This is a genomic window from Chitinophaga sp. CB10, from assembly GCA_001870995.2.
GTDB lineage: Bacteria > Bacteroidota > Bacteroidia > Chitinophagales > Chitinophagaceae > Chitinophaga.
This window is the reverse complement of sequence record MLAV02000003.1, coordinates 434,409-460,160: the sequence shown is the minus strand read 5'-3', so window position 1 is coordinate 460,160 and position 25,752 is coordinate 434,409. Positions and strand designations below refer to the sequence as shown.

At 50.8% G+C, this 25,752-nt stretch carries 16 protein-coding genes and 1 pseudogene; 5 read left to right on the top strand and 12 right to left on the bottom strand.

Annotation, left to right across the window (positions count from 1 at the left end):
- Window positions 1–208: 208 nt before the first annotated feature.
- Together BOC67_RS07305 and BOC67_RS07300 are read right to left on the bottom strand one after the other, a co-directional pair.
- Window positions 209–2,032: an ABC transporter ATP-binding protein gene (locus BOC67_RS07305; RefSeq protein WP_291908770.1), complete on the bottom strand. Its 1,824-nt coding sequence runs from the start codon at window positions 2,030–2,032 to the stop codon at window positions 209–211.
- Between the two features lie 16 nt (window positions 2,033–2,048).
- On the bottom strand, window positions 2,049–3,533 hold the full coding sequence (locus BOC67_RS07300) for an aspartyl protease family protein (RefSeq protein ID WP_291908767.1): 1,485 nt from the start codon (window positions 3,531–3,533) through the stop codon (window positions 2,049–2,051).
- 320 nt (window positions 3,534–3,853) lie between these two features.
- Between BOC67_RS07300 and BOC67_RS07295 the strand changes: the two genes are divergently transcribed.
- Complete coding sequence (locus tag BOC67_RS07295; RefSeq protein WP_291908765.1) at window positions 3,854–5,068, top strand: glycosyltransferase family 87 protein; 1,215 nt, start codon at window positions 3,854–3,856, stop codon at window positions 5,066–5,068.
- 59 nt (window positions 5,069–5,127) lie between these two features.
- Window positions 5,128–7,416: a GH92 family glycosyl hydrolase gene (locus BOC67_RS07290; protein WP_291908762.1), complete on the top strand. Its 2,289-nt coding sequence runs from the start codon at window positions 5,128–5,130 to the stop codon at window positions 7,414–7,416.
- A gap of 59 nt (window positions 7,417–7,475) precedes the next feature.
- On the opposite strand, the pseudogene BOC67_RS07285 reads toward BOC67_RS07290, so the two are convergent.
- The 3 genes and pseudogenes from BOC67_RS07285 to BOC67_RS07275 form a co-directional block, all read right to left on the bottom strand.
- Window positions 7,476–8,258: pseudogene (locus BOC67_RS07285) on the bottom strand (Abi family protein); the annotation flags it as partial.
- A gap of 330 nt (window positions 8,259–8,588) precedes the next feature.
- The gene (locus BOC67_RS07280; RefSeq protein ID WP_291908760.1) at window positions 8,589–9,674 is read right to left on the bottom strand and encodes a family 10 glycosylhydrolase; all 1,086 of its coding nucleotides are present in this window, start codon (window positions 9,672–9,674) and stop codon (window positions 8,589–8,591) included.
- A gap of 5 nt (window positions 9,675–9,679) precedes the next feature.
- Window positions 9,680–10,753: a carbohydrate-binding family 9-like protein gene (locus tag BOC67_RS07275; RefSeq protein WP_291908757.1), complete on the bottom strand. Its 1,074-nt coding sequence runs from the start codon at window positions 10,751–10,753 to the stop codon at window positions 9,680–9,682.
- Window positions 10,754–10,910: 157 nt separating this feature from the next.
- Here BOC67_RS07275 and BOC67_RS07270 point away from each other — a divergent pair, with 157 nt between their 5' ends.
- Both BOC67_RS07270 and BOC67_RS07265 read left to right on the top strand, forming a co-directional pair.
- Window positions 10,911–12,899 carry a S9 family peptidase gene (locus tag BOC67_RS07270; RefSeq protein WP_291908754.1) on the top strand — a complete coding sequence of 663 codons (1,989 nt, stop codon included), beginning with the start codon at window positions 10,911–10,913 and terminating at the stop codon, window positions 12,897–12,899.
- A gap of 31 nt (window positions 12,900–12,930) precedes the next feature.
- On the top strand, window positions 12,931–13,707 hold the full coding sequence (locus BOC67_RS07265; protein WP_291908752.1) for an enoyl-CoA hydratase-related protein: 777 nt from the start codon (window positions 12,931–12,933) through the stop codon (window positions 13,705–13,707).
- A 191-nt stretch (window positions 13,708–13,898) separates the two neighbouring features.
- Here the strand turns inward: BOC67_RS07265 and BOC67_RS07260 are convergent, their stop codons facing one another.
- On the bottom strand, window positions 13,899–14,600 hold the full coding sequence (locus BOC67_RS07260; protein ID WP_291908749.1) for a porin family protein: 702 nt from the start codon (window positions 14,598–14,600) through the stop codon (window positions 13,899–13,901).
- 346 nt (window positions 14,601–14,946) lie between these two features.
- On the opposite strand from BOC67_RS07260, the gene BOC67_RS07255 reads away from it, so the two are divergent.
- Window positions 14,947–17,502 (top strand): ATP-binding protein, encoded by a 2,556-nt coding sequence (locus BOC67_RS07255; protein WP_291908746.1) that lies wholly within the window; start codon window positions 14,947–14,949, stop codon window positions 17,500–17,502.
- On the opposite strand, the gene BOC67_RS07250 is transcribed toward BOC67_RS07255, so the two are convergent.
- From BOC67_RS07250 to kdpA, 6 genes are read right to left on the bottom strand one after another with little or no spacing between them, the layout of a single operon-like run.
- Window positions 17,478–19,181 carry an ATP-binding protein gene (locus BOC67_RS07250; RefSeq protein ID WP_291908743.1) on the bottom strand — a complete coding sequence of 568 codons (1,704 nt, stop codon included), beginning with the start codon at window positions 19,179–19,181 and terminating at the stop codon, window positions 17,478–17,480. The two genes, BOC67_RS07255 and BOC67_RS07250, sit on opposite strands and share 25 nt — an antisense overlap.
- On the bottom strand, window positions 19,178–20,302 hold the full coding sequence (locus BOC67_RS07245; protein ID WP_291908740.1) for a sensor protein KdpD: 1,125 nt from the start codon (window positions 20,300–20,302) through the stop codon (window positions 19,178–19,180). Before BOC67_RS07245 ends, BOC67_RS07250 begins: the two co-directional genes overlap by 4 nt.
- A gap of 9 nt (window positions 20,303–20,311) precedes the next feature.
- Window positions 20,312–21,379: a porin gene (locus BOC67_RS07240; RefSeq protein ID WP_291908738.1), complete on the bottom strand. Its 1,068-nt coding sequence runs from the start codon at window positions 21,377–21,379 to the stop codon at window positions 20,312–20,314.
- A gap of 2 nt (window positions 21,380–21,381) precedes the next feature.
- The gene (locus BOC67_RS07235) at window positions 21,382–21,945 is read right to left on the bottom strand and encodes a K(+)-transporting ATPase subunit C (protein WP_291908736.1); all 564 of its coding nucleotides are present in this window, start codon (window positions 21,943–21,945) and stop codon (window positions 21,382–21,384) included.
- Window positions 21,946–21,962: 17 nt separating this feature from the next.
- Complete coding sequence (kdpB, locus tag BOC67_RS07230; RefSeq protein ID WP_291908735.1) at window positions 21,963–24,008, bottom strand: potassium-transporting ATPase subunit KdpB; 2,046 nt, start codon at window positions 24,006–24,008, stop codon at window positions 21,963–21,965.
- Window positions 24,009–24,028: 20 nt separating this feature from the next.
- The gene (kdpA, locus tag BOC67_RS07225) at window positions 24,029–25,747 is read right to left on the bottom strand and encodes a potassium-transporting ATPase subunit KdpA (protein WP_291908732.1); all 1,719 of its coding nucleotides are present in this window, start codon (window positions 25,745–25,747) and stop codon (window positions 24,029–24,031) included.
- Between the last annotated feature and the right edge of the window lie 5 nt (window positions 25,748–25,752).

Sequence of the window (25,752 nt, the reverse complement as noted above, 5' to 3'; positions counted from 1 at the left end):
AACACATTTGAGAACGCCATATCAAAGTTCTATACATTGAAATTCAATATATTATTCCCGAACCATTTACTAACCCTGCCGGTTATACTACCCGGCGAAGATATTTGTTGTCCCCATGGCAAGCGTGGGATAACGCTCCCGGTTACACGGGCAATATAAGTGAGATTAGGAGCACGCTTCACCCCCGAAGCTGCTCCTGCTTACTATATCATTGATAGCCAGCCGCCTGTAAATGAAACAGCTCTGCATAGCGGCCATTCTTTTCCAATAATTCTTCGTGACTGCCAATTTCCAGCAATTGCCCTTTGTCCAGTACCAATATCCTGTTGGCCATACGCACGGTTGAAAAACGGTGTGAGATCAATACCGCCGTCTTTCCTTTCGTCAGCTCTGCAAAATGCAGGAATACATCGTATTCCGCGCGGGCATCCAGGGCGGAAGTCGGCTCGTCCAGTATCAGCAGCTGGGCATCTTTCATATAAGCCCTGGCCAGCGCAATTTTCTGCCATTCCCCGCCGCTCAGCTCAATGCCTTGATGGAAGCGGCGCCCCAGCATCTGGTCGAACCTGTTGGGCATTTTCTCAATGAGCGGCCAGGCCAGGCTTTGCCTGGCTGATTCTTCAATCAGCGCCTGGTTGTTTATCTGACCGATGTTACCCACAGCGATGTTTTGATGCACCGTCATCTGGTAACGCTGGAAGTCCTGGAATATAACGCCTACGTGCAAACGCAGATCTTTCAGGTCATATTCCCGCAGGTCCTTGCCATCCAGCAGGATCCGGCCTTCCACCGGATCGTACAGGCGACTCAGTAATTTCACCAGCGTGGTTTTACCGGCGCCGTTTTCGCCCACCAGCGCCAGCTTTTCGCCGGCATGCAGGGTAAAGTTGAGGTAGCGGATCGCCCACTTTTCAGCGTTTTGATATTTGAAGCCTACGTTCTCAAACACAAAGCCTTCCCGGATAGGCTGCGGAAAGGGGAGCGGGTGCAAGGGCGCTACCATGCGGGAACGTATCTCGAAATAATCGAACAAATCTTTCAGGTACACGGCGCCCTGGGTAATGCTGGAAAAGCGAATCAGGATACCCTGGAAGGTGGTGCGCAGCTGCCGGAAAGAGCCGGCGAGGAAGGCCAGGTCGCCAATGGAAAGCGTACCCTGGATGGTCCGCAGGATAATAATGATATAAGCGGCATAATACCCCGCGCTCCCAATCAGTGCAAAGAAGGTCCCCCAGCTGACATGCTTTACTTCCAGCTCTTTTTTATCTACATAAAATTTATCAGAGATGGTTTTGAATCGCTTTATAAGAAAACCGGAAAGGTCAAACACTTTCACTTCTTTAGCCGTTTCATCGCTGGCGCCGAGGTAGCGGATGTAGTCGAGTTCTCTTCTGTCGGAGGTTTGGCCCCAGGTAAGGCGGTACACATTATCGTTATACTTCGACTCGTTGAGAAAGGCAGGAATGACGGCCACCAGTAACAACAGGATTAACCAGGGGTTGAATACCACCAGCCCCGCGGCCAGGAAGCCCATCGTAATCAGGTCCTGCACCTGGCTGAGCGCCTGCGATAATAGTACCGTGCGGCCGGCCGTTTGCTGCCTGGCCCTTTCCAGCTTATCGTAGAACTCTGAATCCTCAAACTGGTCCAGATCCAGCGTGGCGGCATGTTCCATAATCTTAACGGAAGTATGGTTCCCGAAAAGATCGCCCAGGAGGCTGTCCAGCAGGGAGATAGCACGGCTCAGGGCATCCGAGATTACGGCCAGGCCAAATTCCAGCGCTACCAGCTGCCAGAGGTAGGCGGTATCGTGCGTACCGGTATGCTGCGCCAGGAGCACCACCTGGTCAATAATCAGTTTGCCTACGTATAGTATCGACAACGGCATGGCTGATTGTATAATACGCAGCAGCACGTTGGCGATAGTGAATCCTTTATTGGTCTGCCATACCATCTTGAAAAAGGCTGGCAGATTTTTCAATGCTGCCAGCCTTTCCCGGAAGGTCATGTTCGGTTTATCCCTTTTTCTCATGACCTGAAATTACGAATTAAGGAATATCTATTTTCCAGGGCTTGCCGAATTTGTTGACCTCTACTTTCATTTCGCGGCCTTTCCACTCTTCGCTGTACTTCCGGATATTCGCTTCGGTGGTGAGGTCCGCCACTTTCACGCCGTTGATGGCCAGGACTTCATCGTTTTCCATGATGCCGCTATCCGCCGCGCCTGTACCGGGCGACACGCGTTTGACGATCAGTTTGCCGCCGGCAAAGCCCCATTCAATATCCTTCAGCCAGAAATTGGCCGGCATGGCGAAATTCCGGTTGGGGATGGCGGAATACCGGTGGTCCGCCAGGTTGATCACCCAGTTGAAGCGGTTAATCAGTTCAATACCAAAGCTGCCGTCCCCTTTGGGCGACCACTTCTCATCCCCTTCGCGGTAGGTTTGCAGGGTACCGGTGAAACTGCCGAGCTGCCATTGCCCGATTTCCATACCGTTGAATGTACCACTTACCACCGGGGAGGAGTGCCCCATGCTCACCGTTGTACTGTGGAAGGCGACTTTAAAGTTTTCGTCCAGCTGGTTGCGGTGTACGGAAGGGCCAAAGAGGATCAGGGGATAACCGGCGCCGGTATCGAAGTGGAAATCTCCCTCCAGGACCTTTCCGTTGTTCAGCGTAGCTTTTCCTTTAATACCGGGAACGCCCAGAGAGTAATCCAGCGGAATCAGCGAGGCCTTTTTATTGTAATCGAATTTGCCGAAGGTAAACAGGCGGATCACGGAGCTGTCAAAATCAATTTCAGTAATATAATTCCTCAGGAAGTTGGCTCCGAAGAGGCCGTCCAGGTCCGCATCAAATTGCGGAAAAATGGCACTGTTGTTATTGGGAATGGTAAGCGTATCAAAATGCATGGCTATCCCGCTGGCAATGCCAATCTGCGTGCTGGCGCCTACTACGCTGGTACTTTGCTGGCGGTTGGCTGTAATGCCGATTTCATCTGCCACGCTCTTTTTCAGGCCCATACCGTCCGCACCGGTGTCGAAAAGGAGGCGCAAAGGCTTTTTGGAGTCGTTGAGGGTAAGCGTGACTACAATCCTGTTGCGCTGGTAGGTGAATGGAATTACAGCGGCCAGCTGCGCAGGTTTATCCAGGTTAATACCGGCCAGCAGGTCATAATACTGCACTTTTTCCAGCTGGTTGGCTGCATTCAGGTACAAATAGGTATCAAAGGCAGGCTGCCCCAGGTTACAGTACCTGACGAGGAGGCGCTTGCCGTCAGCCGTTTTTTCTTCTCTCCTTAAAACTAATTTTTCCAAACTATCTTTCCGGAAGACCCTGTCCAGCATGCTGTAGACATACGGAGCGGGATACAGTCCAATGTGGAAGGAGGGGGAGAGGAGTGGCTTTACCTGTTCGACGCTTTTCTGCCGGATAGCCGTTTCTAGCGATTTCACAACGGAGGCAGCATCCTGGGCATACGCACGTAGCCCCAGGCACAGGCATAGGCCTGCATACAGGAATAATTTTTTCACAGTTCTTTTTTTAATGGTGGTTTATGAGCAGTGAAATTATAGAAATATCCAGCTATTTAATTTAACTTGAGGAAAGATTGTTATGCTTAAATGTTCCAAAAATGATTGCTGCAATTATCTCCGCAATATGTATCTCCTTGGTTTTCATCATTTATGTCGCGATCAGGGTGATCAATAAACAATCCAGCGAGTGGTTTTCCAATAACGAATAAAATTTTTGCGGGCAATAGAGGGGTCGGCGTTACAGCGCGTTATCAGGTTGTGCATTTGCAACCTATTATCTTTACTGTAGCATCATTTTTACCCGACAATTGAATCGAATGCCTGTAAAAAGAAATATCCTGGCTTTTCTTGGTGGAAAGGACTGGTTGATTGTAATACTTTGGTTTGGGTTGGCGTTTCTTGGTGCTATTACTGAAATTTCCAGGGGCAACTACAACAACTTCCTGATATTTAGAAACGTATTCTATCACCTGGTACACCAGCAGCCGCTATATATTGAGTATCCTGCCGAATATTTTGATGTAAACCTTTACGGGCCGGTATTTAGCCTGATGATAGCGCCGTTTGCGGTGCTGCCGGTTAAATTAGGCGCATTGCTGTGGGCCATGGCCGGGGCGGGCGCCATCTTTTATGCCATCCGCCAGCTGCCGCTGGAAAAATTGCAGCAAAACATCATCCTGCTGCTCTGCAGCCAGGAGCTGCTGGGCGCCAGCGGCTGGTTTCAGCTAAACCAGTTTATACTGGCCGGTATCCTGCTTACCTTCGCATTTACCATCCGGGGGAAAGACTATCTGGCTACCCTCTGCATTATATTAGGCACCCTAACCAAATTTTACGGGATTGTGGGCCTAGCTTTCTTTTTCTTCAGCAGCCACCCAAAACGCTTTATAGCTGGCCTTTTCCTCTGGTCTGTTGTTTTATTTTTATTGCCTATGGCGATATCAACGCCCGCTTATATCGTGCAATCGTACCAGGAATGGTTTGCGGCGCTGGTACATAAAAATGAGATAAACCAGGCGGACCTGAGAAGTTTCCAGGACATTTCTGCGGGCGGTTTTATCAAACGCCTGTTTAAGGTACCTCAGCTAAATGACCTGCTGGTACTGGTTTCCGGGGCTTTGCTGTTTGCTTTGCAATACCTGCGGCTTAAAGATCGGCATCATCCTAACTATCGCCTATACCTGCTTTGCAGCGTTTTATTGTTTCCAGTGTTGTTTAGCAGTAGCTCTGAGTCACCTACCTACATTATTGCCATACCGGCAATATGCATCTGGTATGTGATTCAGACTCCTGCACGTTGGAAAAACATCTTTTTATTTTTCTCCATCCTGCTTGTCAGCTTTTCTCATTCCGACCTGCTCACGCCCTGGTTCAGAAGCCATGTGGCGGTACCCTATGCGATCAAAGCCTTGCCCTGCCTGGTTTTATACGTAATGCTGGTTTACCGGATACTTACAAGACAATTTGATGCACGGTCAGAAAACGTGGAAATTAAGTCCCAATCTGCACTTGCTCCGCTAATGCACTCATAAAATTTAGCAAATTTAATACCGCAGAGCTACGTATATTGCCGGACTTAAAGGTTTTGTTTATGTTACCGGGAATCAAGACAGGCCGCAATCTTGCGCTTATGGCGCTCGTTTGTTGCGGTATTCAGGCAGGCGCACAGAATAAACCGATTGCTGCCAACACATTTTCAGAGAGTAAATCCCTTGCCGCAGTAGATCCGCTTATTGGCTCGGGAGGACACGGACACGTTTTTGTAGGGGCCAGCGTTCCTTTTGGAGCAGTGCAGGTAGGTCCGACCAATATTGTAAAAGGCTGGGACTGGTGCTCCGGTTATCATTATTCCGACAGCGTGGTGATAGGATTTTCACAGATGCACCTTAGCGGTACCGGCATTGGCGACCTCGGGGATGTGCTCATCATGCCATATACGGGCAATGTGAGAACCAACCGCGGCACCCAGGAAAATCCTACTTCCGGGTATGGCTCCCACTACTCCCACAGCCGGGAAAAAGCGCGCCCGGGCTACTACTACGTTCACCTTGACGATTATAATACTGATGTAGAACTTACCGCTTCCGAGCGCGTGGCCCTGCATCGCTATACGTTCCCTAAAGATCAGCAGGCCAATATCATCGTGGACCTGAAAGAAGGTATCGGTTGGGATGCGCCGGTGGAAACGCATATCTCCAAAAAAGATGACTATACGCTGGTAGGCTACCGCTATTCCAAAGGATGGGCAGTGGATCAACGCCTCTGGTTTACCATAAAAAGTAATGTCCCTCTGAAAGAGGTGAACCTTTTCGATGGAGACAAGAAAGTGGATGGCCGGGAGGTTAAGGCTGTAGCGGCCAAAGCTGTAATCAGCTTTAAGCAGTCGCCAGGCCAGGTAATGCTGAAAGTGGGCATTTCCCCTGTCAGCAGCGAAAACGCCGCCGCCAATATCAACGCAGAAATGCCGGGCTGGGATTTTGCCAAAGTGGTAAATGCCGCCAACAGCAAGTGGGATAAAGAATTATCCCGTGTGGACATTCAAACCAACGATGCCGCTACCCGCCGCACTTTCTACACTGCTTTGTATCATACCATGATAGCCCCCGTCCTCTTCAACGACCACGATGGCAGCTACCGCGGTACAGATAAAAAAGCCTATCCAAACCCAGGCTTTGATAACTATACTGTTTTCTCCCTCTGGGATATTTACCGTTCATGGGGCCCGCTCAACACTATCCTGCATCCGGAAAAAGTGAGCCACTTTGTGAACTCCATGATCACCATCCACAAGCAGCAGGGCAAATTGCCGATATGGCCGCTGGTTGGCAGCGAAACGAATTGCATGGTAGGCTACCACTCCGTGCCATTGATCGTAGACGCGTACCTGAAAGGCTTTAAAGGTTTCGATGCCAACGAGGCGTTTGAAGCAATGAAAGCATCTTCCACCCGCGACGACCTGGGCGTGAAATACGTAAAAGAAAGAGGCTACATCCCTGCGGATAAAGAATATGAATCCGTGTCGAAAGCGCTGGAATATGCGATCGACGATTGGTGCATCGCCGCTATGGCAAAGAAACTGGGCAAAACAGCGGATTTCGAATATTATAAAAAACGCGCCGGATACTATAAGAACTATTTCGACAGCACCATTAAATTCGTACGTCCGCGTATGAGCGATGGCAGCTGGAAAACGCCTTATGATCCGTTCAACTCCATCCACGAAAAAGGCGACTTCACGGAAGGTAACGGCTGGCAATACACCTGGCTGGTACCGCAGGACGTGGAAGGGCTGATCAACCTGATGGGCGGCGATGAAGCCTTTACCCGCAAACTCGACAGTCTTTTCACCGCAAAGGGAGATATGGGCGCCGAGGCTTCCAATGATATCTCCGGATTGATTGGTATGTATGCCCACGGCAATGAACCCAGTCACCACGTTACCTATATGTACGCATATGCCGGCAACCAGTGGAAAACCGCTGAAAAAGTCCGCCAGGTGATGAAGGACTTTTACTTTGACCAACCGGAAGGCCTCGCCGGCAATGAAGACTGCGGCGCTATGTCGTCCTGGTATATCTTCAGCTCACTGGGCTTCTACCCGGTAAACCCTGCCAACGGCATGTATGTGCTGGGTAGCCCGCTGTTCAGTAAAGCGACCATTTCCCTGAAAGATGGCAAGCGGTTCACTGTACAAACTGTTAATAACAGCGCGGAGAATATTTACATTCAAAGTGTAAAGCTTAACGGTAAGCCATATACGAAGAGCTATATTATGCATAGCGACCTGGTGAAAGGCGGTACAATGGAAATTACCATGGGCAATAAGCCGAACGTTAATTTTGGAAAAGCTGCGGCAGATAGGCCTTATAACAGGTTTTAGAAGCTGGCAGGAGGGATATAATTAAACAGGGAGCGCTTTGGTGAGCGCTCCCTGTTTAATTATTGCCATAATGGTTCAAGTTGCCAGTCTTGCGGAAAACCGAAACCATGAATGTGTACAGTTGGAAATTTAGCCATCAGCATTTTCAGCTGGCCATTAAACTGGTTATTGGGATGTGCTGTATGTAATAAATATCTCACAGCACATATTTGATAATAAAGCTGTTGGCTGAACCGGCCACCAGCTTCCGGCAAGGTGGTAATGTACGGAAGCCTTGGCCGCCGCATTTCCTTGGGTGGGAAGCTGAAGATACGGTAACAGATCCTTGAATGATGGGCACAATAATTTCTTAGTACTGAGATGACCTGCATCCAGCTATGCAGCCATCCGTCCCCTGGCAGGCCAAACAACCTTGCTATCTGCTTCTTTGCAGGCACATCTTTTTTTATGTTTCCATAAATCTTGGACAAGGTGCCAAAACTCACGACCTGTAATGTTTTCCATACGGGCGGAGGATCAATTTTACCATAGACTTTTTCATGATGTTTGATAAAATCCTCGTTTGATCTTTCCAGCTCAATTTGTATAACGGCACTTAAATCATTCATTACCTGGTAATCGTATGCAAATGACGCATCATGCAGCCAGTTAGGGCCGTGATTGGCGCTCATTTCATTTATAAGCACTGCACGGAAGGAAACTTCAATACGTTCTATTGCATCCAGCAAAAGTAACCGTAGCTCCCTGTCAAAATTATATAGGTCAATGATATGGCTAAAGCCAGTACCCGCGCTGAATGTATGAGCCTTACGGTCAGATTGATAAAACTGCCAAAAGCCAGCAAGCCGGTAATATCACACATGCGTCAGGTAATAACCTGCTTCGCCGGGATTCTCAATAATTAAGCCTCGTTCTTGTAACAGGGTTAACTGATCGGAAACTGAGGTAAACGGTTTTCGGTAAGGAGTTATGGCTTCCATATAAAAAAAAGCCCCGCCTGGTTGCGCTGATCGTGGGAAGCGTGGCGAGTACTGTTATTACAAATATAAGCTAATGTCAAAATACTGACAAATTTTTACAGATAAATAAAGGGAGCATTCCCATGAGCGCTCCCTTTATTATCGTCATAATGGCTCTATTTACCACTCTTCAGTAAACCCCCAAACACATAATCACCCTTTCACCTCTCCCAAGACCTTCAATATCTCCGGCGTCACTTCTCCAAACACTGACACGCCCGCCGCGCCATGCTGCACTGCCAGCTTCACCGCGGTACGGAAATCATCATAATTATTGTTGAAATCAGGCACAAACAGCCCTGCGTAAAGCGGGAATGCCCCATGCAGCGCCTTCACGCCCTCCGCCACGGCATCGCCTATCCAAATGACCTTCTCCCGGTAGAATCCATGGTAGATCATCGGGCATACGGCGGTTAACGGCCAGTTGGTCCAATCCTGCCGCACAATGCGTTTTGCGATTTCCGGCGTAGGAAATACCGCCGCGGTAATATCCTTTTTATGTTTCAAGGCTACCTGGGCGAGGTTGTTCACCACGTTGGTAATGCGGTCGTAGCGGTATTTACGCCAGGAAGGACTTTGATCCGGATGCTCAATGTCCTTCGGGTCCAGGCCGTATTTTTCCTTGTAGCCCTGGCGACAGGTATCGCAGTAACAGAAGTCGTATTCCGGCAGTTCTTTGGATTGGTCAATGCCGTAGTGGCTCCAGAGGTTCACCGGCAGGATCACATCGCAGAAGCGCACGTAATCCAGGTGAATACCATCCACATAATCCTTTTGCAGTATCTGTTCCACCTGCGATTTAAGGTAGTTGACTACCTCCGGTTTGCTGGGGCAAAGCCAACGGTAGTAGTCCACATAAGGCGGATGGTTGGCGCAGGATTCGCCTTTGCGGTTTTGCGCGTACCATTCCGGGTGGCTGGCCAGCAGGTCTTTTTCACCGCGGTTCATGGTCCACATCCAGCGGTGAGCCTTGATGCCGTTGGCTTTCGCCGCTTTGAAGTGCTGTTCGCTATCGGCTTCAAACATGATGTCAGCGATGCCGGCACTTTTATAACCTGCGTATTTTTTTACTAGGTCATCATATTTTTCTTTGTGATCCGGGTTGATCCACACGCGGTGGGATACTTTGCGCTTTTGCGGTATGGTGTCCGCTTTTTCCGCAGCGCTTACCGGGAGGATTGGGTTTGCGAGCGCCAATCCACCGATGCCGAGGCTTTTGAGAAAATTACGTTTATTCATTTACGTTATTTTTTATCTGACCAGATTTTACCTTCCTGATTGATATAGATGCGGGCCGGTATTTCAGGTACCTGCACGCTGGCGGTGAACTGCTGACTGATCGCTTCCATTTGCAGTGGGTATCTGCCGGCAGGCAGCTGCAGGGCAGCGGTATTAGCGGCGTAGCGCCTGTGTTTGGCGCGATAGTTTTGCTGTGCGTAATACACATTCCAGAGTTGCCTCCTGGCGGCATCGTCCGCCGGCATAATGAATGCGGGCGGTTTTTCCGTACCGCCTGCTGTGGAGAACTGCAGGTAACCCCATCTCTCCGGCGCATGCATATTGATAATATCCTGCTGGCTCCAAACCCAGTTGTGTTCCGGCTTTTTGCGCTTTACATACTTACCGTCCACTACGTCGGTATCCCATTCCACACGGGAGAAGTTGATGCGCCAGGTGGTACCGTTGACAGGCGTATTGTCCCCAAAGAAACGGAGCGCGCTGAAAGGGATCGCCATTTCTACCGTCCAGGAGGAGTCCGTATCAGCAGGATTATTCAGCGTACCATTTACGCTTACCGCAGTGAGCAGCCCTTTGGTGTCCCAGTTGAGCATGGCGTTGCCGCCATCGCGGTAAGGCTTCCCCATAAACAGGTCCATAACTGTGTTGAGGGCGTTGATCTCTAACTCATAGTACTGGTGGGCGTCTCCGTCCGGGTCGATGAACACTTCGAAATCATTGTCATTGAAAATAATCGCATCATGATTTTTAAGCGTACCCCATACGTGTGGCTCCTGTAGCTCTGCGCCAATGTATAAATACTTTTCATCCCACAGTAATTTAATACGTGTGCGGTAAGCGGGAGCAGGCTGGCGATTGCCTTCTATATCCGTAAAATCTTCAGACCAGGCGGCATGCTGCCATGCGCCTTCATTTAAGCGACCATCGATCTGCAAGGGATCGGCGGTCTTTGTCACTACATAGTTGCGGGGCGTGCCGCTGAAAGGTTTAAAGGCCGTTGAAAAAGTCTGTGCCACACTGCATTCAGGCAACAGGAATCCACTAAGTAATAAGACCAGCCAACCAAAACGAAAATTCATAAGCAAGCGTGGGTTTGATTCCAAACTAAGGGCACTAAGTTAATCTTAATAAATTATGAATCCCAGACCATCATTTATTCCTACATTTATACGATCCAAAACAACCTTTCAGATCATGTATAAACCAATTTTACTGACAGGATTATTATTTACAACTATGGCAGCATCAGCCCAGGAAAAGATGACGCCGGAGCGCTTATGGCAGCTCGGCAGGGTGAGTGGCGAAACCGTGACAGCAGATGGCAAGACCGTTATCTATGGCGTTTCACAGGTTAATTTACAGGAAAATAAAAGTGAGAAGAACCTCTTCGCCATTCCACTGGCAGGCGGCGCTCCCAAACAACTTACTACCGGAGCGGGAGCAGAAGGAGATGTGATGGTATTGCCCGGCAACAAAATTGGCTTCTCCCTAAAAGGACAATGGTGGGAAATGAATGCCGACGGCTCTAACCCGGTACAGAAAACGCACGTGGAAGGCGGCATGCAGAATATCCGCATTTCCCCGGATGGCAAGCATATCCTGTTTTCCAACGAGGTGAAAGTGAAAAAGATCAGCGGAAAGGACTTCTATCCGGACCTGACCCGCTCCAATGTGCAGATTTATGATAACCTCAACTATCGCCACTGGGATACCTGGGAAGATGGCAACTTCTCCCATGTTTTCTACGCTACCTATGAAGACGGGAAGGTAGGCACGCCGGTGGATATCATGGAAAATGAGCCGTACGATTGTCCGCAAATGCCTTCCGGCGGCGCAGAAGACCTCATCTGGAGCAGCGACGGCAAAAGCATTATCTACGTGTGCAAAAAGAAATACGGTAAGGATTACGCCATCAGCACCAATACGGATGTTTACGAGTACAACCTCGAAACCAAAACTACCCGTAACCTCTCCGAAGGTATGATGGGTTACGACGTATCGCCGGTTTTCAGCACCGATGGTAAATACCTGCTCTGGCTGAGTATGGAGCATGACGGCTACGAAGCAGACAAGAACGATATCATTGTACTTAACAGGGCTACCGGCAAAAAGTCCAACCTGACCAAAGGCTGGGATGGCACCGTTTCCGCCGCCCGCTTCAGCGCCGATGGCAAAAAGATTTACTTCCTCGCTGTGATCAAAGGCACGGAGCAATTGCTGGAAATTGCCTTGCAGAAAGACATTGCGGCTACCAATGAAAAACATATCCGCCAGATCACCAGCGGCGATTTTGACATCAACGGTATGGTAGGCCAGGCCGGCAACACCATGGTGGTTACCCGTACGGATATGAACCACGCTGCGGAAGTATTTACGGTAGACCTTGCGAAGGGCTCCGTACAACCACTGACCGCCGTCAACAAAGCCATGTACGACAAAATTGGCATGAGCAAGGTGGAGAAACGCTGGATCAAAACCACGGATAACAAAGAAATGCTGGCTTGGGTAATCTATCCGCCGGACTTCGACCCTGCTAAAAAATATCCGACCCTGTTATATTGCCAGGGCGGCCCTCAATCCGCATTATCGCAGTTCTATTCCTACCGCTGGAACTTCCAGCTGATGGCTGCACAAGGTTACATTGTAGTAGCGCCTAACCGCAGGGGAATGCCGGGTCATGGGGTAGAATGGAATGCCGCTATCAGTAAGGACTGGGGCGGTCAGCCTATCCGCGATTACCTGAGCGCAATTGACGATGTAGCCAAAGAGCCCTATGTAGACAAAAACAGGCTGGGTGCAGTGGGCGCCAGCTACGGCGGCTACAGCGTATATATGCTCGCCGGCGTACACGAAAACAGGTTCAAAACCTTTATTGCGCACGACGGGTTATTTGACCTGAAAAGCTGGTATGGCACCACGGAAGAACTCTGGTTCGCTAACTGGGATATCGGGGCTTACTGGGATAAAGCAAATGCTGATACCTACAAAAACTTCAACCCGAGCGAGTATGCCAACAAATGGAATACGCCTATCCTGATCATCCAGGGCGGTATCGACTTCCGCGTGCCGATTGAACAGGGTTTACAGGCTTTCCAGCTGGCGCAGCTGAAAGGTATCAAAAGCAAGCTGCTGTATTTTCCGGAAGAAAACCACTGGGTGCTGAAACCGCAAAATGCGATTGTATGGCAACGTGAGTTCTTCAACTGGCTGAAAGAGACTTTATAATTTTCAACATATCATCACCAAAACCGACTCCATGACTGCTTTAACACTTGACATTCAGGATGGCGTTGCCACCATTACATTGAACCGGCCGGAAGTATATAACGCCTTCAATGACCCGCTGAGTTACGAACTACAGGATGCCCTTAAACAGGTCGAACGCGATGCCAGCGTAAGGGTAGTGGTATTAACCGGAGCCGGTAAGGCTTTCAGCAGCGGGCAGGATCTTAAAGCAGCCATGGAGGGCGGGAAGCGGAATCTGAGCGAGTCGCTGCACAAAAGGTACAATCCTATTATCAGGGCTATACGAAATATGCCCAAGCCTGTCATCTGTAAGCTGAACGGCGTGGCGGCAGGCGCCGGCTGCTCGCTGGCGCTGGCCTGCGACCTGATCATTGCCAGCGAAACCGCCAGCATGATTGAGATATTTGTAAATATTGCCCTCGTGCTGGACAGTGGCTCTTCCTACTTCCTGCCGCGTACAGTAGGCTACCACCGGGCCTTTGAACTGGCTACCAAAGCTTCCAAGATCAGCGCGGAAGAGGCGCTGAAGCTGGGCCTGGTCAATAAGGTGGTACCCGCCTCCGAACTGGACGAAGCTGTGGCCGCCGAGGCAAAATATTACGCCAACGCGCCTACGAAGGCTATTGCCCTCATGAAAAAAATGCTTACAAAAGGTATGACGGAGAGCCTGGATGAGGCATTGGAGTATGAGGCGTACTGCCAGGAAATAGCCGGGAACTCGAAGGATAATACCGAAGGGGTGACTGCCTTTTTGGAAAAGAGAGCGCCGGTGTTTAAAGGGGAGTGAGCTGGTAAGTGGTTTTTCAAGGAAAGAGAGCTGGCACTTAAAGCCGCATAATCAGGTGACTGCTTTTCCACAAATGAAAGCGCCAGCATTTACAGGCGAGTAATCCGCTAAATCAACCTCAAACTCTCCCAGGCATAAAAAAATCGCGTCCTGCATACCCGGGACGCGATTTTTTTTTATACTAAATACCTTTATAACCCACTCACCACAATACCAATCTGGTAAGGGCGGATATCATATTTATCATTGTCTTTCAGCAGCGGGGTAATGGAATAGCTGTAAAACAGCCCGATGTTGCCATAACCGATGCGGGCAGTAGCCGCCATGCGCCATGCATTGAAATACTCTTTATTCCTCACCTTGTCGGTAGTTTTACCGCCGTTAGGACCGGTAGTTTTTGCTTTCGTATGCGCATCCAGCAGTGCGCCGAACTTCACGCCCAAACCGGCTTTGAAGCCTTTGTTGGCATTATCCGGCACGGAGCGGTATCTCAACTCAACGGGAATTTCCAGGTAAGTGGTAGCCACTTTGTAACGCTTGTTGGCCGTCGTGTAAGGGAAGGTCACTTCGCTGTTGTTGGTCCTGCCGGCTACGTCCATCGCGTGGTCCTTCAGCATAACGCCGCTGGTGCTGATACCCAACCCGGGAGCAATGCTGAACTTGGACTTATTGAGAGGAATATCATACATGAAAGCAATATTGAAGCCCCTGTTGAAGCCGGTTTTCACGCTATCCGGAGATCCTGCCCAGCCATCGTACGACAGTTGCAGCATCAGGAAGTCCCTGGAATGTGTCACGGAATTCATCGCTTTATTCATTGGAGAACCTCCGTCCTGTGCAAAAACTCCGATAGAAGTGGCTATCAGTCCAAGGGTAAAGAGTATTTTTTTCATAAAATCTTAATACTTAAGAAAAAGAATATTAGGCAAATTTAATGGAATGATTGTAAAACAATTGGTTAAAATATTGCAAAAAACAACATCCACGCGGTGCATTCCAGGGCCGGAAGTTACACAAAATTAGAATGGAAGACCCTAATCTTTTCCTGTGAATGAACAAAATGAACAGCCAAAATGGGAAATAATCATTAATTTGAATGAAGATCTCCCTCAGGTCCTTAACCCCTGCCAACGCTGACAATTTTATTGTCATACAATTTTTAAGAGTTTATGAACATTATTCTCGATGAAAAAAATTGTTAATAGCGTAATTTGGCTGTTTGTCACAATTGGGCTCCTCTTGTGTGTTTTGCTGTATTATGCCTGGAGCATCCGGCAAAGGGTGGAACTAACCATTGCCGCCGCCCGTCAAGACGCGGCAAACGAAAAACTCCTCCGCGACTACCTCGAAAAAAACCTCTACTATACCAACTACAGCTTCTGGTTCATCCTCATGGCAGTAGCCATTTCCATCATATTCCTCGCCGTGGAAGGCCGCTTCATCGCCCTGCACTTCAGGCAGCTGCGGGAAAGAGCCAACCGGCTGTATAGAAACACCCAGTCGTACAAACGCCTGGCCCAACAGGCAGGCCCCATCATGTACACCTCTTCCCCCGAAGGGTATTTCACCTATGTAAACGAAGGCGTGGCCGCTATTACCGGCTACCAGCCGGAGGAGGTGGTCGGCAAGCATTACTCCATGTTCCTGGATACCCGGACGTTTAATAAACTGCAGGAATACTATGTAGCCCAAATGAAAGGCTATCAGGACTATTCCTCCATCCAGTTTGAGATCATCACCCGCTCCGGCGAAAAAAAGTGGGTAGAACAAATGGTGTCCATCATCCGGGACGACAATGGCCGGGTAACGGAGTTCCAATGCATCGTGAAAGAGCTGTACTTCAGCAATGGCCGGGATTACCGGTTCGACTACCTGCGGGACCGCCTGGAGGCCGTAGTGGATTTTACCCCTTCCATGATGTTCATTAAAGACATGGAAGGCCGGTACATCCTCGTCAACCAACGGTTTACAGATGTAATGCAGATAAAAAAAGAGGATATTATAGGCAGGATAGACGCCGATCTCCCATACTCATGGGCTTCCAGGTATGCCCCGCTGGACGCTGAAGTTATCAGCACCGGCAACGCGGCCAGCATGGATGATACCCTGTACGTGAACGGGCAGCAGGTACATTACTACGTCACCAAATTCCCGCTGCGTAACGCGCATGATGAAATGATCGGGGTATGCGGCATCGCGCACGACGTTACAGAGAAAAAGAACCATATCAAGGAACTCGTCAAAGCCCAGCGCATAGCCGAAGAAGCCCGCCGGGCCCAGGAAACCTTCCTGGCCAATATGAGCCACGAAATTCGTACGCCCATGAACGGTATCCTCGGCATGACGCAGCTGCTTCAGCAGGAAACCCAACTATCCCCCCGCCAGCAGGAGTTTGTAGCCGCGATCCATACCTCCGCCACCAACCTGCTGGTGATCATCAACGAAATACTGGATTTCTCCAAAATAAAAGCCGGTAAACTCAAGCTGGACGAAGCCCCTTTCCACCTCCGCGAGGAAATTGAAAAAGCCTTCTACCCCTTCAGGATACAGGTACAGGAAAAAAACCTCCTCTTTAACGTCCGCATCGATGAGCGCATTCCCTCCACCCTCATAGGCGACAAGATAAGATTAATGCAGATACTCGTTAACCTCGTGGAAAATGCCATCAAGTTTACCCCTCGGGGCAGCGTAAGCGTACACCTCTATCCCTCCGCCATCTCGGAGGAGCAGCTGCAGCTGCGCATTGAAGTCGCCGATACCGGCATCGGCATCGCCCCGGAAAAACAACTGTATGTATTCGAAAGCTTCACCCAGTCGCACAGCGCTAACAACCGCAGCTTTGGTGGCACCGGGCTGGGACTCGCCATATGTAAGGAATTGGTGGAAATGCAGGGAGGCGAAATTAATGTAATCAGCGATTTGGGCAAAGGCGCGCTGTTCACGGTCGAACTACCGTTCCGGTACGACGATTCCATCTCCCCGGAGGGGGAAAAACTAACACCCCAACAAATGAACAGTAAACCACTACTGGGCAAATCCATACTGGTAGTGGAAGATAACCAGATCAACCAGAAAGTGGCCTTCCACGCCCTGCAAAAGGGAGGCGCCCGGGTACATATCGTTGAAAACGGACAGACCGCCGTGGAACTCACCCTGCTGCAGTCGTACGACTGCATACTGATGGACATCCAGATGCCCGAAATGGATGGTTACGAAGCTACCCGCGCCATCCGGAAAAATGGCATCAATACTGCTATAATAGCCATGACAGCATCCGCCTTAAAAGGAGAGAAAGAAAAATGCCTGGAAGCCGGCATGAACGCCTATATCTCCAAGCCGTATGAACAACAGGAATTATTTACTACTATTCTAAAAGCTACCGGAACGTGGATTCCGGCCAACCAACAACAACTATTCGCCATGTCAAACACGCATTTCAAAGGCCCCGACAGTCATTACCTTCGTGAAAAAGTCGGACTGGACGACCAGGAAATTATCCAGCTCTATCAGGATATGTTACAGGAATTCCCGCAAAAAATAGAAATCCTGCAACAACATGTACAGCAACAGGATTGGGAAAATACTTTCATCATCGCCCACCAACTGAAAACATTGTTCAAGCTCCTGCAGTTCCGGCCCGCTACGGAACTGTGTGAATCTATTGAAACAGACGCCCATCTCGCTGAAAACCTTTCCACCATTCCCGCACGGGTGAGCAACCTCGTCATCGTGTACAACAACTTCGTGCCCAGCCTCCAGGCGGCTGCTAATCAGCCCCTGGGCAATGAAAAGTAGAAGGAGCTTCCTTTTCCTTCCTCGCTGCTGACGCCAATATGCCCGCCCTGCGCTTCAATAAACTCTTTGGAGATAGCCAGTCCGAGCCCGCTGCCTTTGCTGCCGCCGGCGCCGGGGACCTGGAAAAAGCGGTCGAAGATTTTTTCTGTGAACGCTGCCGGAATACCTTTGCCATGGTCCTCCACGCGGAAATGGACCATCGTATCGTCCGCCATTACTGCCAGGTGGATGGCCGCATGCTCCGGGGAATACCGAATGGCGTTGGTCAGGAAATTCACCAGCACCCAGGCGGTTTTCTCCACATCCGCCAATACCGGCGGCAGGTGTTCCGCCAGGTGGGTGTCTATGCTAACATCCCGCTGCGATGCCTGCTTTTGCACGGTATCCAGGGCATATTGCACAATGCCGGATGCCGCTACCGGCTGGGGTTGCAGCTGTATGTTGCCGCTTTCCACCTGGGAGAGGTCCAGCAGCTCGCTCACAATTTTTATCATGCGGCGGTTGTCCTGCTTCAGGCTGTCCACCAGCTCCTGCTGCTCTGCGGACAGCTGGCCCACCCGGGCGTCTTCCAGGAGCTTCAGGCTGAAGTCCGACGAGGCCAGCGGCGTTTTCAGCTCGTGGGATATGGTGGCAATAAAATGCGTTTTTGCCAGGTCATGCTCCTTAAAAGCAGTGATATTCTTGAGGATGATCACATAGCCGATCCGCTCATTTTCATGGTTGATATTGGCTACCTCCTTCGTAAAAAAGGATTCCTTGCCATCCACTACAATCTTCAGCGGCAAGGTATCCTGGCTGCCTACGAGGTACCGCAGCAGGTCGTTGTACTTGCCGGCATCCCCGGCGGAATGGCCTACCAGGTCCTTCTCCTTCATATTCAGCAGCTGCAATGCTTCCGCATTCGCAAAGAGAATCACATTTCGGTTATCAAACCCGATAGTAGCATCTTTCAGGCTACTGATCACCGCTTCCGCCCGCTGCTTTTCAAACATGATGCGGGCAATGTTGCTATGCTCGTATTCATCGAGGCGCTGCGCCATGGTATTAAAAGCGGCAGCCAGCTCCCCAAATTCATCGCCGGTATTGAAGTGCAGGCGCTTGCTGTATTGCTTGTTGGCAATGTCCTTTATCCCTTCTGTAAGGGCATGGATAGGGTTGGCAATATAGCCGGGAAAGTTATACACAAACGTCAACCCCACGAGGAAGCATACCCCGCTGATGATGGCGATGTACCACAACGCATGGTCCGCGGCCTTTTTCACAGTTTCATTTTTGCCGACGATGGCGTTCATGTTCAGGTCCATGATATGGTAAATGCTCCGCTTGATAGCCGCTACATCAGCAGGGGAGTAAGCTGTATCCTTGCTGATGCGGGCAAAGAGGTTGCTCACAGCGGCGGTGGCATCCCTTTCCCCGCGCTCCGTAACATTGGCCTGTTGCTTTTGGAGGTTGGCAGCAAAAGCCCGGAGAGCTGAATCCCGGTGCTGGGGCAGGCTTTCCAGGGATACCAGCATATTTTTACTGTATTCCAGCGATTCGTAGTTATCCTTGAGGATAATCTTGGCCTTTTCGTTCAGCCGGCTCAGGTAGTAATATCCCAGCACGCTCACCACCAGCAGCATGATGTATAGAAACAGCACCCCGAGGGTGATCTTCGTTTTCAGCCTGAACTTACTCATGATAGTATTATGAGGTCTATATCGTTGGAAGAAAGTGTTTTCAGCAGCTTGTTAAACATGCTTGTCTGCAAAATTATGCGAAACAGGCTGATATGCGGTTTGCCGATGCAGACGGTTGTCACCTGCTTTTCCAATGCAAGTTTAATGATAGCGCCGGAGATATCGGCATTATGTTCCTGGATTACTTCCGCACCCAGCTCAGTGGCCAGCTTGAGGTTATTGATCAGGTGGCGCTGGGCAGCCAGGGCTATTTTGTCCGCACTTTCGCCGGGCGTTTGTACATACACCACGTACCAGTCCGCATGATAATAAGCGGCCAGCCGGGCGGTTTTGCGGATCACCTTGCGCGCCACCTCCTCGTTGGCTGAAATGCAGGCCAGGAAGCTCTCGTGCCGCATTTGCTGGCTCCGCGGGATCTCCGTTTCCACCTTCCGCTCCACCTGCGTGGTGACTTCCTTGAGCGCCAGCTCCCGGAGCTGCAGAATTTTATCCGCCTGGAAGAAGTTGCGCATGGCCGTTTCTACCTTCGACTGGTCGTAGATCTTGCCTTCCTTCAGCCGGGTGATCAGCTCATCGGCCGTCAGGTCTATGTTGACCACTTCGTTGGCCATTTGCAGCACGCTGTCCGGTATGCGCTCCTGCACCTCCACGCCGGTGATGGACTTCACTTCCACGTTAATGCTCTCGATATGCTGAATGTTAACCGCCGAAATCACATTAATACCGGCATTCAGCAGCTCTGCCACATCCTGCCAGCGCTTTTCATTTTTGGAACCGGGGATGTTGGTATGGGCCAGCTCATCGACAATCACCCATTCCGGCGAGAGCAGCAGGATGGCGTTGAGGTCCATATCTTCCAGCAGCTTGCCCTTGTAAAACACCTGCCTGCGGGGGATGATAGGCAGCCCTTCCAGCAGCGCATGGGTTTCCTTACGGTGGTGGGTTTCTATGAACCCGATCTGTACATTGACGTTGTTCCTGACCAGGGAATGCGCTTCCTGCAGCATGCGGTAGGTTTTACCTACACCGGCGCTCATGCCGATGTAGATTTTAAACTTTCCCCTGCCGGACTGGCCGGCCAGCTGCAGGTAGCGCGCCACCGTATGTGCTTTGTCTGTCATACTGCTGTTTTAAAACCATACGGCCAGAGAGGCGGTGATGGCCCCATTGGTGTTAGTGGGAGTATCCTGTTTGAGAAACGTTTTATCCTTGCCATTAAACATCCGCCCTTCGATGCGGAACATCACATTGTTGACGGGCGTGAAATCGGCGTTCAGCGAAAAGCCGGTTGTTTTGAATCCATTGGGCGTGCCGGTAGCGATGATGACGCCGTCCTTATCCGCGTAATATTCCGCGCGCCCTGCCAGGGCAAATTTCGGCGTAAAAGCATACCGCGCCACTACGATCGGACTGATCCAGGACGCGTAATCGCCCGATCCTTTTTCCTTTTGTTGCAGGCCATAGTCGCAACCGGCTATGACACTGAACTTATCCGTAATGCCGAACGTACCGTAAAGGTCGTTAAAGTACCGCATTTTACGCGTGGAATCAGGGGTATCACTGCCCACGTAAGTGCTCCAGTTCAGCAATATTTTCGCAGTAGGCTTAAATACCACCTGGGCGCCAAAGGATGGCGTCTGGTTACCGTCCACCTTCCTGATGCGCTGCCAGCCATTGAGATACATGGCGGCGAAGCTCCATTTATCATTGGGCGCCCAGGTAGCTTTTACGCCTGCCTCGTAATAAGGCGTATTTTCCGCCATGATACTGCGGGTAAGCGTATAGCAATCCTTCCCGATGGCGCTTTCAAAGCCAATATGCGAAGGCATGATCCCCGCGTCGATCCAGACCTGGCCAACCCGTACGCCGGCATTGGCTTCGTAAACATACTGGAAAACGGAGGGCTCCGCCGCCAGGTTATACTGGGCGTAGGTACCCATCATAAGGCCAACGTTGGCGCGTACACGATCGCTGCTGTAACTGGCCTTTACCATGGCCATATTGAGGTTGAGCTCATTGTGCTTGTTATAGCTGTACAGGAATCCGGGCGCCTGGTGGTTGGCGGGCCTGGCAAAATTATAGCTGTAATAAGCCTCCGCATAACCGGAGATGGTAAGCGTGCCGTTCTTTGTTGAGTCCTGGGCATAGCTGTGGAGCGTTGCAGCAAGTAAGCCTGCAATCAGCATGTGTTTTTTCATAGTTATTTCAGTTCGTCTAATGCTACATTGAGTTTCAGCACATTTACAGTAGCAGTGCCCAACATGCCCAGTACGGGTTGCTTTGTGTTGGCTGCTATCAGTTCTTTTATTTTTTGGGGAGACAGGGATCTCGCTTTAGCCACGCGAGCTACCTGGATGTAGGCAGCGGCCGGGGATAAGTCCGGGTCCAAACCGCTGGCAGATGCGGTGACCAGTTCGGCTGGAATTTCCGATTTTTTTACATCCGGGTTATGCGCTAGGAAGGTATCAATTCGTTCCTGCACAATTTTGAGGTAGTCCTCATTGCCGGGCGCTTTGTTGGAACCGCCGGAGCCTGCAGCGTTGTAATCCACTGCGGACGGGCGGCCCCAGAAGTATTTATCCTCTGTGAATTTCTGGCCTATTTGTTCATAGCCTACTATTCTTCCATTATGCGTTACCGTTACCCCGTCTCCTTTTCCGGGAGCCATTTTAGCAATGCCGGCTAACAGCAGCGGGTAAATGCCGCCTAACAGTATCACCAGTACGATCGTCAATTTTATAGCGGGCAAAAGATATTTTTTCATGATCGGATGTTTAATGATTACAGGAATAATGCAATGAGCATATCAATGAGCTTGATGCCGATAAATGGCGCAATAACGCCGCCTACGCCGTAAATCAGCAGGTTCCTGCGCAGCAGGGCGCTGGCGCCTATCGGCTTGTAGGCCACTCCCCGCAGGGCCAGTGGGATCAATAACGGGATGATGATCGCGTTGAAGATCACGGCGCTGAGTATGGCCGTTTCAGGGCTATGCAGTTTCATGATGTTGATGCCCTGCAGCGCCGGAATGGAGGCAACGAATAAGGCCGGCACGATGGCAAAATATTTGGCAACGTCGTTGGCGATGGAGAAGGTGGTAAGCGTGCCGCGGGTCATGAGCAGTTGCTTACCTATTTCCACGATTTCAATCAGCTTGGTAGGATCGTTGTCCAGGTCCACCATGTTACCGGCTTCCTTCGCGGCCTGGGTGCCGCTGTTCATGGCCACGCCCACATCGGCCTGCGCCAGCGCCGGCGCATCGTTCGTACCGTCGCCCATCATGGCTACCAGGCGGCCTTCCGTTTGCTCCTGGCGGATATATTTCATTTTATCTTCCGGCTTGGCTTCGGCAATGAAGTCGTCCACACCGGCTTTGGTGGCAATGTATTTGGCGGTAAGCGGGTTATCCCCGGTGACCATAACGGTTTTCACGCCCATTTTACGCAGCCTGTCAAAACGCTCGCTGATACCGGGTTTGATGATATCCTGCAGTTCGATTACACCCTGCACGGTACCGTTAAGGGCTACTACCAGCGGGGTGCCGCCGTCTTTGGAGATGGCTTCCACACGGGTTTTGGTAGCGGCGGGAAAGCTGTTACCGGCCCGCTCCGCAAGCTGGCGGATGGCGTCGTAGGCGCCTTTACGGATTTTGTTGCCATCCGGCAGGTCGATACCGCTGCTGCGGGTTTCGGCGGTGAATTTTATGAGGGCGCCACCGCTGGTATCCAGCGCGGCTACTATATCTTTTCCCGCCAGTTCCACGATGGACTTACCTTCCGGCGTTTCGTCGGAAAGGGAGCTGATGGCGCACAGGCGGATGAACTCCTGTTCATTCACGCCGGGTGCAGGATAGAAGTTAGTCGCCTTACGATTACCGATGGTAATGGTACCGGTCTTATCCAGCAGCAACACATCAATGTCGCCCGCAGTTTCCACGGCCTTCCCTGATTTGGTGATCACATTGGCGCGCAGCGCACGGTCCATACCGGCGATGCCAATGGCGGATAAAAGTCCGCCGATGGTAGTCGGGATCAGGCATACGAACAGGGAGATGAACGCGGCGATGGTAATAGGCGTATTGGCGTAATCCGCAAAAGGTTTCAGCGTTACGCATACGATGATGAACACGATGGTAAAGCTGGCCAGCAGGATGGTCAGGGCAATCTCATTCGGCGTTTTCTGGCGGCTGGCGCCTTCCACCAGGGCAATCATTTTATCCAGGAACGACTCGCCCGGCTCCGTGCTTACCCTTACTTTGATGTGATCGGACAGCACTTTCGTACCACCGACCACACTGGATTTATCGCCGCCGGCTTCCCGGATCACGGGGGCGCTTTCCCCTGTAATGGCCGACTCGTCGATACTAGCCAGGCCCTCAACAATTTCTCCATCCGCGGGTATTATATCTCCCGGATCACAAACAAAAATATCTCCTTTGCGCAGTTGGGAAGAGGATACTACCTTGATTTCATTACTGAAGATTTCCCCGATGAGCATTACCTTTTTGGCAGGCGTTTCTTCCCTGGTTTTACGCAGGCTCTCCGCTTGTGCCTTACCCCTGGCTTCGGCAATGGCTTCCGCAAAGTTGGCGAACAGCACGGTGAGAAAGAGGATAACGAAAACGGCTATATTATAAGCGGCGCTCCCCTGGTCCGTATGATGGGTAAACAGGGCGTATAAGGCTACCACCAGCATTACGGCGGTTCCTATTTCCACTGTAAACATGACCGGGTTTTTGATCATCAGTTTAGGATGCAGCTTCACGAAAGACTGCTTCAGGCTTTCCATAACCAGCTCTCTCGGAAACAGTTTATTGTCTTTATTCATCTCAAAATCTTGTTTAGTAATTATCTATAGAGAGAAAAATATTCCGCGATCGGGCCAAGGGCGAGGGCAGGGAAGTAGCTCAGGGCATTTAAAATCACGATAACGGCGAAGGTCATCACCCCGAAGGTGACAGAATCCGTACGCAGGGTACCAGCTGATTCCGGAATATATTTTTTCTTAGCCATAATGCCGGCAATAGCCACCGGCCCGATGATCGGCAGATACCTCCCTGCAATCAACACAAAGCCTGTACTGACGTTCCAGAACACATTGTTATCTCCCAGTCCCTCATAGCCGGAACCGTTGTTGGCGTTGGCGGAAGTCATTTCGTACAGCATCTCCGAGAAACCGTGATAGCCCGGGTTATTCAACCAGGCGCCCGGCTTCACCGCCCAGTCAACGCCAGGGTGGTGTACCAGCACATAAGCCGCCAATGCAGTACCGGCAAGGATCAGGAAAGGGGAGAGGAGGGTAATCAGCGCGGCAATTTTCACTTCCCTGGCTTCCAGCTTATGGCCCATGAATTCGGGCGTGCGGCCCACCATGAGGCCGGAAATGAATACGGCGATGATGATATAGATGTAATAGTTCAATATACCCACACCGCAGCCGCCGTAAAGGCAGTTGAGCATCATGCCCAGCAGCTGCATCAGCCCTGTCACAGGCATCATGCTGTCATGGAATCCGCAAATGGAACCCGTGGAGATGATGGTGGTAACCGTACTCCAATAGGCGGTGCCGGCTGGCCCGAAGCGGACTTCCTTCCCCTCCATGGAGCCGGTCAGCTGCTGAATGCCCAGGTGCGAAATAGCAGGGTTGCCGGCCATTTCCGCCTGCATGGTAGGGATGAGCAGGCATATCATGCCGATGGTCATGATGGCGAAGATGACGTTGGCAAACTTCCTCCGGCGGATGAACATGCCCAATGCAAATACCATGGCAATGGGAATGACCACCTGCGCCACCATTTCCGTGATAAACCCGATGTAGTTAGGGTTTTCGAACGGGTGGGCGGAGTTGGCCCCAAACCAGCCGCCTCCATTGGTGCCGAGGTGCTTGATGGCGATAAAGCCGGCAGCAGGCCCGCGGGAAACGTTTTGGGTGTCGCCCTGGAGGGTGACCACCGTATCCTTACCGGCAAAGCTGGCTGGGGAGCCGTTGAAGATGAGTATAACGGCAATGACTATACTTAAAGGCAGCAGGATGCGGGTGATGGTCTTCAGGAATATTTCCCAGAAGTTACCCAGGTGGGTCACCGTCTTATCCTTGAAGGCTTTGAACACCACTATCAACGCGGCAATACCGGTAGCGGCGCTTACAAATTGCAGGAACGCCAGCACAAACAACTGGGTGAAGTAGGTGACGCCGGTTTCCCCGGAAAAGTGCTGCAGGTTACAGTTTACCAGGAAGCTGATGGCGGTGTTAAAAGCCAGGTCCGGCGTTTGGCCGGGATTCCCGTCCGGGTTGAGCGGTAGCTTATCCTGGAAGAGCAACGCAAAAAATGCATATACCAGCCATACGAGGTTGATGGTAAGCAGCGCTTTCATATGCTGCTTCCAGTCCATTTCCTCATTAGGATTGATACCAGATATTTTATAGAAGAGTTTTTCGAGCGGCAGGAAAAAGTCCGACCAAACCTTATCTCCTCTGAATACCTTAACAATATATCTCGCAAGCGGCCAGGCAAGTAAGAGTGTTAGTCCATAGGTGGCGATCACGCCCAGAATTTCTGTGTTCATTTTCC

Bases quoted from the DNA above. Each gene is read 5' to 3' on its own strand.
- BOC67_RS07305 (WP_291908770.1), bottom strand. From the start codon at position 2,032: ATGAGAAAAAGGGATAAACCGAACATGACCTTCCGGGAAAGGCTGGCA.
- BOC67_RS07295 (WP_291908765.1), top strand. From the start codon at position 3,854: ATGCCTGTAAAAAGAAATATCCTGGCTTTTCTTGGTGGAAAGGACTGG.
- BOC67_RS07290 (WP_291908762.1), top strand. From the start codon at position 5,128: ATGTTACCGGGAATCAAGACAGGCCGCAATCTTGCGCTTATGGCGCTC.
- BOC67_RS07280 (WP_291908760.1), bottom strand. From the start codon at position 9,674: ATGAATAAACGTAATTTTCTCAAAAGCCTCGGCATCGGTGGATTGGCG.
- BOC67_RS07275 (WP_291908757.1), bottom strand. From the start codon at position 10,753: ATGAATTTTCGTTTTGGTTGGCTGGTCTTATTACTTAGTGGATTCCTG.
- BOC67_RS07270 (WP_291908754.1), top strand. From the start codon at position 10,911: ATGGCAGCATCAGCCCAGGAAAAGATGACGCCGGAGCGCTTATGGCAG.
- BOC67_RS07265 (WP_291908752.1), top strand. From the start codon at position 12,931: ATGACTGCTTTAACACTTGACATTCAGGATGGCGTTGCCACCATTACA.
- BOC67_RS07260 (WP_291908749.1), bottom strand. From the start codon at position 14,600: ATGAAAAAAATACTCTTTACCCTTGGACTGATAGCCACTTCTATCGGA.
- BOC67_RS07250 (WP_291908743.1), bottom strand. From the start codon at position 19,181: ATGAGTAAGTTCAGGCTGAAAACGAAGATCACCCTCGGGGTGCTGTTT.
- BOC67_RS07245 (WP_291908740.1), bottom strand. From the start codon at position 20,302: ATGACAGACAAAGCACATACGGTGGCGCGCTACCTGCAGCTGGCCGGC.
- BOC67_RS07240 (WP_291908738.1), bottom strand. From the start codon at position 21,379: ATGAAAAAACACATGCTGATTGCAGGCTTACTTGCTGCAACGCTCCAC.
- BOC67_RS07235 (WP_291908736.1), bottom strand. From the start codon at position 21,945: ATGAAAAAATATCTTTTGCCCGCTATAAAATTGACGATCGTACTGGTG.
- kdpB (WP_291908735.1), bottom strand. From the start codon at position 24,008: ATGAATAAAGACAATAAACTGTTTCCGAGAGAGCTGGTTATGGAAAGC.
- kdpA (WP_291908732.1), bottom strand. From the start codon at position 25,747: ATGAACACAGAAATTCTGGGCGTGATCGCCACCTATGGACTAACACTC.